7 protein-coding genes are annotated in these 16,421 nt (G+C 52.6%); 3 read left to right on the forward strand and 4 right to left on the reverse strand.

The annotated features are described in order from the left end of the window. The first annotated feature begins 253 nt into the window (after positions 1 to 253). The 3 genes from SK35_RS05115 to SK35_RS05125 all read left to right on the forward strand — a co-directional run bounded on the left by SK35_RS05115 (position 254) and on the right by SK35_RS05125 (position 11,924). Positions 254 to 4,966, forward strand: coding sequence for a retention module-containing protein (locus SK35_RS05115; RefSeq protein WP_251365184.1), 4,713 nt, complete (start codon positions 254 to 256; stop codon positions 4,964 to 4,966). Next, complete coding sequence (locus SK35_RS05120; protein WP_251365191.1) at positions 4,924 to 11,586, forward strand: Ig-like domain-containing protein; 6,663 nt, start codon at positions 4,924 to 4,926, stop codon at positions 11,584 to 11,586. The genes SK35_RS05115 and SK35_RS05120 overlap by 43 nt, the downstream gene beginning before the upstream one ends. A gap of 62 nt (positions 11,587 to 11,648) precedes the next feature. Beyond that, a complete protein-coding gene (locus SK35_RS05125; protein WP_048215665.1) occupies positions 11,649 to 11,924 on the forward strand; it encodes a hypothetical protein in 276 nt (91 codons plus the stop codon). Positions 11,925 to 12,001: 77 nt separating this feature from the next. Here SK35_RS05125 and SK35_RS05130 read toward each other — a convergent pair whose 3' ends face one another. Genes SK35_RS05130 through SK35_RS05145 form a run of 4 tightly spaced genes read right to left on the reverse strand, consistent with a single transcriptional unit; the run spans position 12,002 to position 16,420 of the window. Continuing rightward, positions 12,002 to 13,936, reverse strand: coding sequence for a bifunctional diguanylate cyclase/phosphodiesterase (locus SK35_RS05130; RefSeq protein ID WP_048215666.1), 1,935 nt, complete (start codon positions 13,934 to 13,936; stop codon positions 12,002 to 12,004). Positions 13,937 to 13,945: 9 nt separating this feature from the next. Continuing rightward, complete coding sequence (lapG, locus tag SK35_RS05135; RefSeq protein ID WP_071446384.1) at positions 13,946 to 14,638, reverse strand: cysteine protease LapG; 693 nt, start codon at positions 14,636 to 14,638, stop codon at positions 13,946 to 13,948. 2 nt (positions 14,639 to 14,640) lie between these two features. After that, positions 14,641 to 15,534 carry a transporter substrate-binding domain-containing protein gene (locus SK35_RS05140; protein WP_048215667.1) on the reverse strand — a complete coding sequence of 298 codons (894 nt, stop codon included), beginning with the start codon at positions 15,532 to 15,534 and terminating at the stop codon, positions 14,641 to 14,643. After that, a complete protein-coding gene (locus SK35_RS05145) occupies positions 15,518 to 16,420 on the reverse strand; it encodes an amino acid ABC transporter substrate-binding protein (RefSeq protein ID WP_230320008.1) in 903 nt (300 codons plus the stop codon). Before SK35_RS05145 ends, SK35_RS05140 begins: the two co-directional genes overlap by 17 nt. Position 16,421 lies beyond the last annotated feature (1 nt).

Below are 16,421 nucleotides of genomic sequence, written 5' to 3' on the forward strand. Positions count from 1 at the left end.
ATTAACAAATATGAATTGTCTTAATTGATGGCTGTAATCAGCTATTCAGCGACATGTTTTGTCACATCGTGTTTTATTTTTGGTTATTTTTTATTATATTCATTTGCCAGTCAAGTCTCATGTAATTGCATTCTATAAAATGTGTTTTTTTCTACATTGAGATATTAATGTTTACATTAATTGAATGTGATATTTGTTCGTTAATGTATTAACAAGTTTATAAAAATAATGATGGTAATTAAGTGAGGTTACGGTGAGCAAATTACTCGGTGTGATCAAAGCAATTATTGGACAGGTTTACGTAGTTGATGCCAATGGTGCACAACGACTGGTTCATGAAGGCGACAGGGTATATAGCGGTGAAGAAATTGTGACCGGTGCCAGCGGCGCGGTAAGTATCTCTTTACCAGACGGAAAAACGCTGGATATAGGCCGTAATAGCCATTGGGGTGAGCACGGGCTACAGGTTAGCCATCATCCGGAAAGTAGTGCTCAGGATATTGCCGCCGCACAAAAGGCCATTGCCGATGGCGCTGACCCGACGCAGGTGCTGGAAGCCACCGCGGCGGGTAATGAAGCACCGGCAACATTAGAAGGTGGCGGCGGGGGGCACACTCTGGTTCAGCTTGAATTGACCGGGCAGGTGGTTGATCCGACAGCAGGTTTTAACACTAAAGGTCTGGGAAGCCCGAACTGGGATATCAATCTGCCGATAGGGGGAGTTACCGCAGGTTCCGCGAGTGTTTTCCCGCCTGAGGTACAAATTACCGAGTTTGCCGGCAACGACGGTTTCATTAACAAAAGCGAATTCCATCAGACCCATTTAAGCGGCACCAGTAATCAAAATCACATCACACTCACCTTCACCGATAGCCAAAAAAACACATTCACCGTTACTGTTCCGGTGAGCAACGGGCACTGGAATATTGATACCGATCTGGGGGGACTGGTCCCGGGAAATGTAACAGTGGTGGCAATAGCCACCGATGTGACGGGACGAACGGCAGAAAGTTTTGATCATGCGCTGATTGATATTACCGGACCACACATCGACATTACCGTTGATAACGTCACGCCGGATAACCTCATTAACTACGAAGAGTCGCGTCAACCGCAAACCCTGATCCACGGGTCGGTCGGCGGCGATACTAAACCCGGCGATATCGTTACTTTATTGGTTGATGGTAAAGAATATACCGGTGTTGTTACCGACCCCGGAAATGGGACTCTGACTTATACCATCCCGGTACTGACCCAGGGGTTACTGCATGACCCGAACATTCACGCCACATTAATTTCTACTGACGACGCAGGAAACACCACCATTGTTTCCACGGATCATCACGTCAATAACGACCTGTATGCGCAAAATGCCGTGACCATTGAAACGGTGGCGAATGATGATGTCGTCAACGCTAATGAGTCTCGTATGCCGACCATTATTTCTGGCATTGCCAGCGGTGATGCGAAAGCGGGTGATCCGGTTACGTTGACCATTCAGGGCAAAGCGTTTCACGGCACGGTTTTCGACGATCATGGCCAGCTACGCTATGAAATCGTTGTGCCTTCCGCAACTCTCAAAGAGGGGGCTAACGATGTGCAGGTGACGCTGGTAAGCCATGACGCGGTAGGCAATGAAGCCACTGCAGTGACGCACCGCACCGTGGTGCTTGATACCCAGGCGGCCAACGCCATCAGCATTGATACCGTGGCAGGGGATAATATCGTGAACCGCAGTGAATCGCGGATGCCGACGCTGATCAGCGGGGCGGTGACCGGGGATGCGCAGCCGGGCGATAACGTTGCGGTGGCGGTGAACGGCAGGACCTTTACCGGCCTGGTGGTGACCGATGAACACGGGGCGCTGCGCTATGAAGTGGCGGTGGACTCGTCGGTACTGACCGAAGGCAGTAACAATGTAGAAGTGACAGTGACCGGGGTGGATACGGCAGGCAACACCGCGGTGGCGGTGCAGCACACCACGGTGGTACTGGATACCCAGGCGGCCAACGCCATCAGCATTGATACCGTGGCAGGGGATAATGTCGTGAACCGCAGTGAGTCGCGGATGCCGACGCTGATCAGCGGGGCGGTGACCGGGGATGCGCAGCCGGGCGATAACGTTGCGGTGGCGGTGAACGGCAGGACCTTTACCGGCCTGGTGGTGACCGATGAACACGGGGCGCTGCGCTATGAAGTGGCGGTGGACTCGTCGGTACTGACCGAAGGCAGTAACAATGTAGAAGTGACAGTGACCGGGGTGGATACGGCAGGCAACACCGCGGTGGCGGTGCAGCACACCACGGTGGTACTGGATACCCAGGCGGCCAACGCCATCAGCATTGATACCGTGGCAGGGGATAATGTCGTGAACCGCAGTGAGTCGCGGATGCCGACGCTGATCAGCGGGGCGGTGACCGGGGATGCGCAGCCGGGCGATAACGTTGCGGTGGCGGTGAACGGCAGGACCTTTACCGGCCTGGTGGTGACCGATGAACACGGGGCGCTGCGCTATGAAGTGGCGGTGGACTCGTCGGTACTGACCGAAGGCAGTAACAATGTAGAAGTGACAGTGACCGGGGTGGATACGGCAGGCAACACCGCGGTGGCGGTGCAGCACACCACGGTGGTACTGGATACCCAGGCGGCCAACGCCATCAGCATTGATACCGTGGCAGGGGATAATGTCGTGAACCGCAGTGAGTCGCGGATGCCGACGCTGATCAGCGGGGCGGTGACCGGGGATGCGCAGCCGGGCGATAACGTTGCGGTGGCGGTGAACGGCAGGACCTTTACCGGCCTGGTGGTGACCGATGAACACGGGGCGCTGCGCTATGAAGTGGCGGTGGACTCGTCGGTACTGACCGAAGGCAGTAACAATGTAGAAGTGACAGTGACCGGGGTGGATACGGCAGGCAACACCGCGGTGGCGGTACAGCACACCACGGTGGTACTGGATACCCAGGCGGCCAACGCCATCAGCATTGATACCGTGGCAGGGAATAATGTCGTGAACCGCAGTGAGTCGCGGATGCCGACGCTGATCAGCGGGGCCGTGACCGGGGATGCACAGCCGGGCGATAACGTTGCGGTGGCGGTGAACGGCAGGACCTTTACCGGCCTGGTGGTGACTGATGAACACGGGGCGCTGCGCTATGAAGTGGCGGTGGACTCGTCGGTACTGACCGAAGGCAGTAACAATGTAGAAGTGACAGTGACCGGGGTGGATACGGCAGGCAACACCGCGGTGGCGGTGCAGCACACCACGGTGGTACTGGACACCCAGGCGGCCAACGCCATCAGCATTGATACCGTGGCAGGGGATAATGTCGTGAACCGCAGTGAGTCGCGGATGCCGACGCTGATCAGCGGGGCGGTGACCGGGGATGCGCAGCCGGGCGATAACGTTGCGGTGGCGGTGAACGGCAGGACCTTTACCGGCCTGGTGGTGACCGATGAACACGGGGCGCTGCGCTATGAAGTGGCGGTGGACTCGTCGGTACTGACCGAAGGCAGTAACAATGTAGAAGTGACAGTGACCGGGGTGGATACGGCAGGCAACACCGCGGTGGCGGTGCAGCACACCACGGTGGTACTGGATACCCAGGCGGCCAACGCCATCAGCATTGATACCGTGGCAGGGGATAATGTCGTGAACCGCAGTGAGTCGCGGATGCCGACGCTGATCAGCGGGGCGGTGACCGGGGATGCGCAGCCGGGCGATAACGTTGCGGTGGCGGTGAACGGCAGGACCTTTACCGGCCTGGTGGTGACCGATGAACACGGGGCGCTGCGCTATGAAGTGGCGGTGGACTCGTCGGTACTGACCGAAGGCAGTAACAATGTAGAAGTGACAGTGACCGGGGTGGATACGGCAGGCAACACCGCGGTGGCGGTGCAGCACACCACGGTGGTACTGGACACTAAAGCACATAACACCGTCAATATTCATGATGTCACTGCCGACAACACCCTGAACTTTACTGAGCTGTCGGCGGCGAAGCAGGTGATTACCGGAAACGTGCGCGGGGAAGACGCGAAAGCGGGCGACCCGGTGCTGGTGGAGATTAACGGCCACCAGTATCACGGCCAGGTGATTGATACCGGGAAAAATACCCTCGGTTATCGCATCGAGGTGGATTCTGCGGCGTTTTCTGACAACGTCGGTCATGTGCTGAAAGAGGTGACGGTCCATGTCAGCGTCACCTCCCACGATGCGGCGGGCAACCTGGCGATTGCCACCGACACCCACAGCGTGCATGTCGACAATTTCGCGGAAAACACGGTACATATCGATACCGTCGCGAACGACAATGTGGTCAACGCCATTGAAAACCGCATGACCACGCTGATAAGCGGCGTGGCAGGCGGCGATGCCAAAGCGGGGGATACCGTTACCGTCAGCGTGCGGGGGCAGAATTTTACCGGAACGGTGGTCGATGATAACGGCGAACTGCGCTACGAAGTGGCGGTGCCGGTCGGCACGCTGAAGGAAGGTAAAAATGCGGTGGTGGTGACGCTGGTCAGCCACGATGCGGTGGGTAACGAAGTGACCGCGCTGGCGCACCGTACCGTGGTGCTGGACACTAAAGCGCATAACACCGTCAATATTCATGATGTCACCGCCGACAACACCCTGAACTTTACTGAGCTGTCGGCGGCGAAGCAGACGATTACCGGAAACGTGCGCGGGGAAGACGCGAAAGCGGGCGACCCGGTTCTGGTGGAGATTAACGGCCACCAGTATCACGGCCAGGTGATTGATACCGGGAAAAATACCCTCGGTTATCGCATCGAGGTGGATTCTGCGGCGTTCTCTGACAACGTCGGTCATGTGCTGAAAGAGGCGACGGTCCATGTCAGCGTCACCTCCCACGATGCAGCGGGCAACCTGCGATCGCCACCAGCAGCCACGACGTACACATTGATAACTTCGCCACTAACCAGCTCAGCATCGACACGGTAGCGACGGAGGATGTGGTGAATGCTATTGAAAACCGCATGACCACGCTGATCAGCGGTGCCGTTGGCGGCGATGCGTCCGTCAACGATCCGGTGACCGTTAGTGTACAGGGGCAAGACTTTACCGGCAAAGTCGTCAACATAAATGGCGAACTGCGCTACGAAGTGGCGGTGCCGGTCGGTACGCTGCAGGAAGGTAAAAATGCGGTGGTGGTGACGCTGATCAGCCACGATGCGGTGGGTAATGAAGTGACCACTCTGGCGCATCACGCCATCACGTTGGACACTCAGGCACATAATACTGTCCGTATACATGATGTCACTGCCGATAACACATTGAATTACCAAGAGCTACTTGCGGCTAAACAGACCATTACCGGTTTTGTTGGCGGTGAGGATGCGAAGGTCAACGATCCTGTCTTACTGGAGATAAATGGCCATCAGTACAGCGGTAAGGTGGTTGATTTTGGCCGCGGTAAGCTGGGTTATAGCATTGATGTGGACTCTTCTGCATTTGCCGATAACAGCGGCCATGTGCTGACGAATGTGAAAATTACCGCGATGGTGACATCTCATGACGCCGCGGGTAACCTGGCGATCGCGACGGATTCCCATAAAGTTCATATCGATAACTACGCGGAAAACACCATCAAGATTGACGCAGTGGCGACGGACAATGTGGTTAACGCCAGTGAAAACCGGATGCCGACGATTATTAGCATCGTCGCCGGTGGCGATGCCAAAGTGGGCGATGCGGTAAAAATAAGCGTTCATGGGCAAGACTTTAACGGCACGGTGATCAACGATAACGGTCAGTTACGCTATGAAGTGGTTCTGCCGCATGGAACCTTGCATGAAGGAAAGAACGCGGTGGTCGCGACGCTAGTCAGCCATGACGCGCTGGGCAATGAAGTGACCAGTGAGTCGCACCGTATTATCACTCTTGATACTCATGCGCAAAACACCATCTCGCTGGATAACATTGCTACAGACAATGTTATCAATTACCAGGAACTGTCCGCGGCGACTCAGCGCATTACCGGCATCGTTGATGGTGAAGATGCGAAGGTCGGCGATCCCATTCAGCTGGAAGTTAATGGCCATCAGTACGGTAGCCAGGTCATTGACCTTGGTAACGGGCATCTGGGTTACCGCATTGATGTGGACTCATCGGCCTTTGCGAACAATGGCGTCCATGTGTTGACGGATGTCGACGTGCACGTCACGGTCACCTCTCATGACGCGGCGGGGAACCTCGCCATCGCTACCGATAGCCATAAAGTTCATATTGATAACTTTGCCAAAAACGTGGTGACGACTGATGTGGTGGCATCGGATGATGTGGTGAACGCCATTGAAAACCGCATGCCGACGCTGATTAGCGGTATCGCGAAAGGCCTGGATGCCAAAGTGGGCGATGTGGTGACCATCCACGTACAGGGACATAATCAGGACTTTAGCGGCACGGTAGTTAACGATCACGGCGTTCTGCGCTACGAAGTGTTTGTTCCAACAGGTGTGTTGCAGGAAGGCAGCAACGACGTAATGGTTAAGCTGGTCAGCCACGATGCTGCGGGCAATCAGGCAGTGGCGGTGGAGCATCGAACCGTTACGCTGGATACCCAGGCGCACAGCACTGTGACTATTGATCATGTGACTGACGATAACACGCTCAACCACTTAGAGTTGGATACACCGATGCAGCTCATCAGCGGTAAGGTGGATGGTGATGCGCAGGTTGGCGATGCGGTGATCGTAGAAATCAATCACCAGACGTTTAACGGCAAGGTGATTGATCTTGGCGGCGGTCAGTTAGGTTATCAGGTCCCGGTCAAATCAACGGCGTTCAGCGATAACAAAGGCACCCAGGATAAAAACGTGACCGTGAGCGTCACGATTATCTCCCACGATGCGGTGCAAAATGAGATCATTACCACCGCAACCCATGATGTACATATTGATAACCATGCCGCGGCTAAAATCACCGTTGATACGGTGGCGGGCGATGACAAGCTGAACGGCGCAGAAGCTGCGAAACACCTCACAGAGATCATGGGGACGGTTTCGGGCGATGTGCATGTAGGGACTAAAGTTCAGGTTATCGTCAACGGCCATACTTACGACACAACTGTTCAGCGACTCCCGGAACATAATAATGCGCTGGGATATAAGCTGGACGTTCTGAGCCGCGATCTGGTCAAAGACCCGCATATCGTGGCCCGCGTAGTCGGCGAAGATAATGTGCATAATTTCCAGAAAGCGGAGATATCGCACGATCTGGTGGTTGATTTACATGCTAAGGCAATGCTGACGATCGATCCCGTTACTGGCGATAACATGGTCAATGGCGATGAATCAAAACAGCCATTCACCTGGATAACCGGGAAAGTGGCAGGGGATGTTCACGTAAATGACGTCGTTTACCTCACCGTTAATGGTCACGTTCTTACAGGGAAAGTGCACGATGTGGGGGGCGGGGTTCTCGGCTACAGCATTAAAGTCAGCACCGCAGATCTGATCTCCGATCCGCATTTAACCGCGACGGTGAGCACTACCGATGGTGCGGGCAACCCAGCCACGGCCAATGCAGAAACCACCGTTATTATCGATACCCGTGTCGATGCGCAGATAACCATTGATGCCGTGACGCCGGATAATACGCTGAACCTCGCTGAGCAAATGCATGGCTATACGATAGTGAGCGGTACGGTGAGCGGTGAAGTTCATCCGGGCGATTCATTCACCATGACCATCAACGGCCACAACTATGCCGGGGTGGTGGAAGATCGTGGCAATCATCAGATGGGTTTCCACGTACCCGTTGCTACGGCCGATCTGGTTGCCGATCCGCATATCGACGTCACCATGGATATCACGGACGATGCCCTGAACCATGCACAAATTACAGCGCATCATACCGTTACGCTGGACGCTGACGCGAAGGCCTCTATCACTATCGATCCGGTAACGGGCGATGATGTATTGAATAAGATTGAATTGGGGCAAAAGACGACAGTTGTCAGTGGTACAGTCGGTGGCGATGCGAAAATTGATGATGTGGTGCACCTGAATATTGGTGGCCATATGGTTGATGCTATAGTGGTGGACCTGCCGAATCTGGGAACGTTGGGTTACTCCATCAAGGTGGATACGCATTGGCTGCAAAACGATCCGCATATTACTGCAACAATCACCACTACCGATGCGGCGGGTAATAACGCGACGGCAGATGCGCACAGTACCGTGGTCATTGATGAAAAGATTGACGCGATTGTGCATATTGATCCGATTGTTACCGATAGCGGTGATGCGGTGATTAACCATGACGAGGCCCTGAAGCAGCAAACGACGGTTACGGGGACGGTAGGCGGGGATGTCAAAATCGGTGATATGGTTGAACTGACCATCAACCATCAGACCTATTTTGCGCGGGTGGAAAATCAAAACGGTCAGCATGTATTCAGTACAAAGGTTTCGACCTTAGATCTGCTCATGGATCCGAATATTCATGCTGAAGTGACGGCAAAAGACGACGCAGGTAACATCGCGCGTGGGTACGATGATATGCCGGTGCTGGTTGATACCGTTGCTGATGCCGGGATAACGATTGATTCTGCTGTTTCCGAGGGCAACCAAGCCTTGGATCCCGGAAGCCGCCCCGAATTCGTCACGGTAACGGGACATGTTGCTCCAGATGCACAGTCTGGCGATGTGGTTACGGTCGATGTCGGCGGTAGCCAACTGCAAACAAATGTGATCACTCTGCCGGATGGAAAGCTGGGTTACACGTTTAATGTTGTTTCAGGGGGCTGGCATGATGACGGTAATATCACGGTATCCATCACCACACATGATGATCATGGCAATACAGCAACTGCGGTAGAACATAAGTTTATTGACCTTCCGTGGTTAGGCAATATCGCTATTCCAGCCAACACTCCTTATGGTATGCACAACCCGCTGACAACACCGGGCACCGGAACCACACAACCTCACCAACCGACCGTGCATCTCACCGTTGATCAAGTGGCGGGCGATGACGTTCTCAACCACGATGAAGCGCAAAAAGGAACGACAGCAATTCGTGGTCTGGTCACCGGCGACGTTCAGGCCGGGGACGAAGTGATTGTTACCATCAATTATGTGCAGTACTCCGGGCACGTCATGACTATCCCGACGATGCCGGGACAGCTGGCATACGAAGTGGATGTGCCAACGAATGAACTGCAGGCGCACCCAACGTTTGATGTCTCCATCAAGGCGGGAACAGCGACAGATTCGGTGCAGAAAACCATCACTGTCGATACGGATAACCCGCTGCAGATAACGATGGATAAGGTTGCTGGTGATGATGTTATCAATGCTGCCGAGGCGCAAAGCGGTAAAACAACCATCAGCGGCACGGTAAGCGGTGAAGGGATCCATGACGGCAGCGTGGTGAGTCTGCAGGTCAATGGCAATACGCTAACTGCAGTCGTGCATGATGATAAACATGGTCACCAGGCCTGGTCGACGAAGGTCAGTATCAACGATCTGCACAATGATCCACATATTGTCGCGACGGTATTGGCGACGGATGATCATGGTAACCTGGGGAGTGCCTCTGCCAGCAGCAATGTCGTGGTCGATCTGAGCGCTAATGCTGGCGTGACGATAGATAACATTGCCGGTGACAATGTGCTGAACGCGCGGGAATCGCTGCAACCTAAGATGACAGTAACGGGGTCGGTATCCGGAGATGTGCACCCCGGCGATAAGGTGACTCTGACGGTTAACGGAAACCCTTATGCGGCGACTGTCGATAATAATCATCGCTACTCCGTTGATATCTACACCAAAGACCTGTTGGCCGATCACGCTATTGTCGCGACAGTCTTAGGATATGACGATCACGGCAATGTACAGCCAGCCAGTTTCACGCAGGGCTATTCGATTGATAAAACGGCAAGCGGCAGCATTACCATCAATACCGTTGGTGGTGACGATGTTATCAATGCCGATGAGGTAAAAGCAGGAAGCGTAGAGGTGAGTGGTACGGTGGATGGCGACGTGCATCTCGGTGATAAAGTCGCCATTCTCGTCGATGGCGTCACAGTACATACGCGTGTCATTGAGCTGCCGCATATGAACGGGCAACTGGGCTACAAAGCGATGGTGAGTACGGTCGGGTTGCAAAATGACCCGAATATTCACGTCAGCGTAGAAGGGCAGGATTCGGCGTTGAACCCAATGCATGCCGTAAACGACAAAACGGTCACTATCGATACGCAGGTTGATGCCAGCATCGTGCTGGATAAGGTGTCAGTCGATGATGTGCTGAATAACGAGGAAACTCAGCATGCGAAAACCACCATCAGCGGTTATGTGACCGGGGACGTGGATGTTGGCGATCAGGTGACCATCACCGTTAATGGTAAAGATCTGGTTGCTGATGTGAAAAATAGCGGTGGTCAGAAGGTATTTAGCGTGGATGCTAGTACGATTGACCTGATTCACGATCAAAAGATCCTTGCTCACGTTATCGCCCATGACGACGCCGGTAACCGCGATAAGGTCGATATCGATAAGACCATTACCATCGACAGAACCGCTGTGGGAACGATGGGTATTGATAATGTTACCCATGATAACGTCCTGAATCATCAGGAACTCCAGGGAGCGACGGTGAGGGTAACCGGGCCTCTTGGCGGTGATGTGGATGTGTGGGATTCGATCAAATTAAAAATTGGCGGTCAGGAATTTAGCGGTTCGGTAGACACGTTGAGCAATGGCGATCGGGTTTATCACGTAGATGTGGACAGTCATATCATGGAAGTGAACACCACATTTTCGGTTGAGGTTAAAGGTCATGATACGCCGGGCAACCCATATTCACAGACAACTTCCCACAGCTATTCGGTTGATCAGCAGGCAGACGCCACGCTTATCGTCGATAAGGTTACCGGGGATAACCATATTTCACGTGCGGAATCACAGGACACCGTCACGCATATTACCGGCAGCGTGAGCGGTGATGTGAATGATGGCGATCATATTAAAGCGCTGGTAAATGGTCATCAGTACGATGCCATTCTTCATCAGGGCAATAATGGGTTGACCTATGATATTGAGGTTGAGACTTCCGCATTCCGGGCAGGTCATAACCGGGTGAACGTATTGGTTGAGGCGAATGATAACCACGGCAATATTACGCCTTATACCCAAACGCTGAACGTGACGATGGACGATCCCGCGCCAGTGAAAGGGCATACGGTGGATAAAGGAAATCATGCTGCGATGCAACATGCGCTGCACAACCTGTTCGATGACAACGCATTATCTCTGTCTTACGCACCAGCTGCGACCGGACACGGCCAGACGACAGCGGTACTCAGCGCTGACGATAAGGCGAAGGGGGTGCTTGAAAAAGTCGATCTCAGCGATCTGGCCCGTGAACTGCATGAAGGCGTGGATATTGCGAAGTACATTCAAAGCGGCGGCGATCATCACCTGATCGCCAGTCCGGCGAAAGTGGCGCATGGCATTGATACTGCGCTGTCGACTCCGACAAGCGGCGATCTGCATTCTCCGACCTACTCGTTGGATCACCTGATTGCTAAACCCGATCAAAACCACACTCACTAACGATTGCCTGCTGCCCTGTGTAAACAGGGCAGCAGCATCGTGCAAAATGAAAAGGCACTGATATGAATTCTGATTCATCTGCTGCAAACGTGCAGGCAGAAGGCGTGGCAAAAAGTCCTGAAAATGACAATCAGCAGGCTTTAGCGATGCTGCAAAAAAGCGACCTGGAGATGGTTCGCGTGCTCGACGACCTGATTAACCTGTTGATTCGTAAGGGCGTGATTGCCATTACCGATCTTCCGCCGATGGCGCAGGTTAAATTAATGAATCGCGCAAACGCGCGCCAGGAACTTGGCGGGTTAGAACAGCTGCTTGGTAACGATGAACGTATATTTTAGCTGATGCAGGCAGTTTGTAGGCCGGATAAGCGCAGCGCCATCCGGCTATACAAAGGCGTATCAAGACGCCAGTTTTATCACAATGGCGCGGGCTCACCTAATAATTGCCCCATTGCACCATCAATCCCTAATTCTTGCAGCACCATAAGCTCACCTTTCGTTTCAACACGTTCAGCAATGAGCGGCAAATCAATACTGCGCGTGGCGTTGGATAACACTTCAATAAATAACCGTTTATCGTTTTCTTCATTAATATTGCGGATATAGCTGCTGTCGATTTTCAGATAAGCCAGTCCCCACTGCGACAGATGACCAATCATATCGAAACGGCTGCCGAAGTGTTGCAGACCCAGCGAGCAGCGATGCTGACCGACGGTTTTAACAAATGCCGCCATCTGATGGGGACCGGGTAACTGATTTTCATCCAGTTCCAGAATCAACTGACTGGCTAATTTCGGTGAATAGCGCAGCGGGGTGAGTAGCTCAGCAGTGGCGGCCGCACTGGCGACAGAACTGCCGGAGATACTCAACGCCAATTTTCCGGGCGCGGTTTTCAACTGGTTCAATGTCAGTTTCAACATGGCTTTATCGAGGCGATGACTCCAGCCAAAGCGGTGGATCCAGGGCAGGAACCGTCCCGCGGTAATGGCGTTACCCTGCTCATCAAAAATGCGCGACAGCACCTTGTAATGCAGGATTTTGTCCGGCTGGCGGCAATCGACTACCGGCTGATAAACCAGCTGGAACTGCTGATTTTCCAGTGCATGCTCCAGACGCACAAACCACAAATGCTGATCTTCTGTACTCGCAGGAACTTCAGTGGTGGGAACCACCTGATGGTCGGTGTGTGTTTCCGCTTCAACCAGCAGGCGATCGGCCTGGATCAGCAATGATTGAGCATTATCTCCGGCGTTAAACGGCACCATGCTGGTATAGGCCACCGGCTGTTGGTCTGACATTCCGGTGGCGTAAAAGGCTGTCAGTTTTTGGCACAGCGAATTGCACAAATCCAACATCTCACCATGTGTGACGCCAGGGCAGAGTAGGGCGAACTCACCGCCGCGAATGCGGGCAAGCGTGCTGTCGAGAGGGGCATACTTTTCTCTGTGCGCGTTCAGCAGGTTGGCGATGTTGAGCAACAGCTTATCAGTATGCGGTCCGCCAAAGCGCTGATTCAGACCGCCTAAATCCTGAACGCGGACCAGCATCAGATATCCCGGTGCGGTATCGGCATCGCTTAGCCGCGCCTGGAGCTGCATATCGAAAGCCCGGCGATTGGCAATTCCGGTTTGGCTGTCGAGATAAGCTTCATTATGCAGGCGTTCGCTGTAGATAGCTTGTTCTTCAAATAACGATTTAAGCTTCGCGGCCATTAAATTCATGGCGCCTACAACGCGGCGTAATTCCGGCGTTTTGGGTAACTCGTGGAGCGTCAGAAACTCGCGACGAGTAATAGCTTCGGATTGTTTTGCCATGTAATTGAGTGGGCGCAGCAGTTTGCGCAGCAGCAGAATACCGGCGATTAAGCTGGCGAGGCTACAGGACAGCATCCACAGCAGGTTGCCTAAGGTATTGTCCCACAGACGCTGCACGGCAAAGATAGGATCGCTGGTCACTTCCACGCGAGCTGCCTGCTGCCAGCCGCGCATAATCGTTGCTTCACCGGTTTGCGGGGTAACATCCACCAGATCGACGAACCAGGCCGGGACGTTGGGAATTGACGCTGCCGCACTGCGCTCAAGCATTATTTTGCCGTTCGCCAGATCGACAATGCGGATTTTTTTGTAGTAACCACTATCGAAAATGGAACTGACCATCAGCTCGATCATTGCCGGGTCGTTGACGTTGGGCGTTAGCGAAACGCCTAGCGCCGTTGCGGCATCCTGGGCATGTGAAAGGAGTTGGTTATTGGACTGATTGCGAGAACTCTCCAGCGTCACAATAAAATTGCCGCTGAACACAACCATCATAAAGAGAGAGATTGCCAGAAGTAACTGTTTAAAAAGAGACACGGGCGATTCCTATTTATCCATCGGGAAGCCTTCTTCCCGCATTTTGGTGAAAACTTGCTGCCAGCGAGAAAGCCTCTTGCTGTCCCCAACGCGTTTATTGTTTTGATTGCCGGGAAGCCAAAGGCCGGTGTTGTTAAAGGAGTAGACGGGTAATAGATCCATGCGCTGCGTCGCAGGAGAAATAGTGCTGGTCAGACTGTCGAGTACCAGAGGAATCGCCTCAGGGGTGGCGTACCAGGTCAGCACCATGTGTGCGCGGTTTAAACGCAGGGCTTTAACATAGGTGATGCGAAGTTTGTCTTCTGATACTCCCAACTGGCGGAGGGTGAAATATTTGGCGATCGCGTAGTCTTCACAATCTGCCTCACCCTTGCGCAGCGACTCGATAGGGGTTGCCCAGTAATCGACGTTATGCCAGACATCAATGTCTTCGGTATAGCGGATCTTATCGTTAAAAAATTGATTTACAGCGCGTAATTGCGTTTGCTCGTCAGCATTACGCAACTGGAGCAGAAGCTGTTGCCAGGCGTGGATCCGTTGCTGCGCTTCTGGCGTTGCCGGGCCATAAAGCGCATCGGATTTTTGTTGAATATTGGCAAAATCCCAGGCCGCGCGCAGCGAATGGACTGACAGCAATAGCAGCAGCGCCCCGGGGATTTTCCACAGGCGCAGCAGGCGGTGGCGTAAGCAGCGGCGGATAATGTTCAATGGCTATGCTGACAACTGCCCGGTGACGGGTTTTTCAGCTTTTCGCAGGACCAGGGAGACAACCACTTTTTACGTAATTGCACGTTGGCCGGCGAGGCAAAAAAATCTTTCAGCGTACTGTCAACAAACGTCACAAACTGCTGATCGTTTTTCCTCATCATAATGGCATAGTGCATATCATTACCGATGCTCTCAGAAGAGACGCTGAACAGTTCAGGTTGCTCGCTATGATTAATTAGCGGCCAGGCCAGAATATCATCAATAAAGAAAGCGGCGGATTCATTATGCGCCATCTTCTCAAATGCGCCCTTAATGGTGGTGCTGGTAATCGTTGAAATATTAAGATGTTGCTCTCTGTTGGCTTTATTAAATTCCAGCAAATCTTTTGAACTTCCGGTCAGACTCACCGTGCGACCTTTAAGATCGGAAATTGACCGTATATTATTTTTACGTAAAGAGATGATGCGCATTTTTGCGGTGTAATAGTTTTCAGAAAACGACACGCTGGCGGTCCGCTCCGGCGCATTGGTATTTACGCCACAGTCCATATCTATTTTACGCGAGTTTAATGCGGAGAAACGTTCGGCAAAATTCACGGGAATGTAATGAATGGTTAAATTGTTGAGCTTCAGATACTGGCGCAATTTATCGGCAATCATGTTGCATACCGCAATGGTATAACCCGTGACTTTGCCATTGTGGTCAGTAAAAGAAAACGGCGGCAGCTGGCGGTAACCCACGTTGAGCACGCTGCTACTCTGAATATGATCGAGTGTCGCAGCGTTCTGTTGCGCCATCAGCGCGGGGGTGATACCGATGCCTGCCAGTAAAAACAGCCATTGCGTCGTACGCTTCACCCTTGTCATCTCACGATTAATTATATTTTTCATAATCAAAACTGATCTTCTTTTTAGCAGACGTTAATGCTTTCAGGTTATCTGACATGGGAATCTTTAAATTAATGGCCTTCGGCGGAATCGGTGACTGAAACCATTTATTGTACAGCGCAGTAAATTCGTTGCTGGTCATCAGGGAAGAGAGCGTGTCATCAACAAATTCTTTAAATTCTTTATCGTGTAACGGGAGTAACAAGCCGGCCGGCAACGGGGCGCTGAGCGCAATATCGGAAAGTTTATAGTCTTCAGGATTTTGTGTTTGCGCGATCATCCCTTTGAGTAGAACCGTACTGGAGATCAGTGCAGAATACTCACCACTCTTCAGTTCATTGAATGCGGTAATATTGTTGGTATCGAGTTGAATATTAATATCCAGGTCATTGGCAGTATTCACTTTTTGCAACTGTTCAACGTAAATCGTGCCGCTTTTTACCAGTACGCTATGTCCAGAAAGTTCTGTCAGATTGTCGTTGCTCTCATTTTTACGCATGACGAAACGGGTACTTGAAAAATAAAACGGCAGCGAGAACTCGCTAACGCTGTGGCGACTTTTCGAATAAAAGGCCGGGATACACATGATATCTGCCATGTGATTTTTAATCAGGACAAATTGCGATGCCGAGTTAGCTTTTACCCACTCGACCTTCAGATTTTTAAGCTGAAGTTTTGTCTTGAGTGCGCTGACGATACTGTTGCAAATATCAATGGAATAGCCGGCTGGTACGTTGCCATTCTGCCAGGAGAAAGGAAACGCATCATCCTGATAACCAAGGGTAATGCTTTTCTTGCTGGCGATCTGCTCCAGCGTGTGCAACGGCAGGGCAGAGCCTGCTAAGCATGGCGTTGCTGAAACTATTAACAGGGCAAAAATCGTCAGCATG

Origin of the sequence: Citrobacter sp. MGH105 (assembly GCF_001037485.2) — a bacterium.
GTDB lineage: Bacteria > Pseudomonadota > Gammaproteobacteria > Enterobacterales > Enterobacteriaceae > Citrobacter > Citrobacter portucalensis.